General features: G+C 68.1%; 1 protein-coding gene. It reads right to left on the minus strand.

Annotation, left to right across the window (positions count from 1 at the left end):
• Positions 1-12 precede the first annotated feature (12 nt).
• The gene (locus tag AB0J90_RS35630; protein ID WP_363603503.1) at positions 13-918 is read right to left on the minus strand and encodes an IS5 family transposase; all 906 of its coding nucleotides are present in this window, start codon (positions 916-918) and stop codon (positions 13-15) included.
• Positions 919-1,040 lie beyond the last annotated feature (122 nt).

Genomic DNA, 1,040 nt, shown 5'->3' on the forward strand with positions numbered 1-1,040 from the left:
CTAGGGCGCGTTTTATAAGTCCGGTCGGAGCCACTCGCCGATGGCGGTGATGGTCAGGACGGCCTGGTAGCGGACGGCGAGTTTGTCGTATCGGGTCGCGACGCCGCGGTGGCGTTTGAGGCGGTTGATGCCGCACTCGACGGCGTGGCGTTGCCGGTAGACGACCGGGTCGAAGCCGGGTGGGCGACCGCCCTTCGATCCCTTGGCTTTGCGGTGGGCATCCTGGTCGGCCTTACTCGGGATGCAGGCCTTGATCCCGCGGGAACGCAGATGGGCTCGGTTGCCTTTCGAGGTGTAGGCCTTGTCGGCCAGGACCAGGTCCGGACGGGTCCGGGGATGCCCACCGCCGGGCCGGCCCACCCGGATCTTGCGTAAGACGGGGATGAACTGCGGGCTGTCGCCGCGTTGACCGGCCGTGAGGATCAGGGCGAGGGGTTTCTGACCTTGCTCACAGGCCAGATGCGTCTTGGTGGTCAGCCCCCCTCGCGACCGCCCGAGCGCGTGATCGACGGGCTCGTCGTGGATGCCGCCGGGTGGTTCTCTCTGCAGATGCCCGTCACGGCGGGCGCCGGCAGCGTGTTGGTGGGCGCGGCTGGTCATCGAGTCGATGCTGACGTCCCACTCGATCCGGCCGGCCGCGTCAGCGTCGGCCTGTAACCCGGCGAGGATCTTCTCCCAGGTGCCGTCGCGCTGCCAGCGGCGGAACAGGCCGTAGATGGTGGGCCAGGGCGCGTACTCGGCCGGGACGTCACGCCAGGGTGAACCGATCCGGATGCGCCACCGGATCCCGTCGATCAGCTGCCTTCTTGTCCACTTCGGCGGACGACCCCGAACCGGCGCGGCGGGTAGCAACGGGGCAAGCGCCGCCCATTGCGCGTCGGTCAGGTCGTGCCGCCTCGTCACCGCTAGGGTGGCCACGAGGTCTCCGGTGCATGGTGCTTCTTGGTCGTTGTACCAAGTACCGGAGACCTCGCTGTCTATCGATCACCGCCACGCCGTGACCTCAACCTGCCCACCGTGCTTTATGAAACGCGCCCTAG

The sequence above is a fragment of the Micromonospora sp. NPDC049523 genome, assembly GCF_040676775.1.
Classification (GTDB): domain Bacteria; phylum Actinomycetota; class Actinomycetes; order Mycobacteriales; family Micromonosporaceae; genus Micromonospora_G.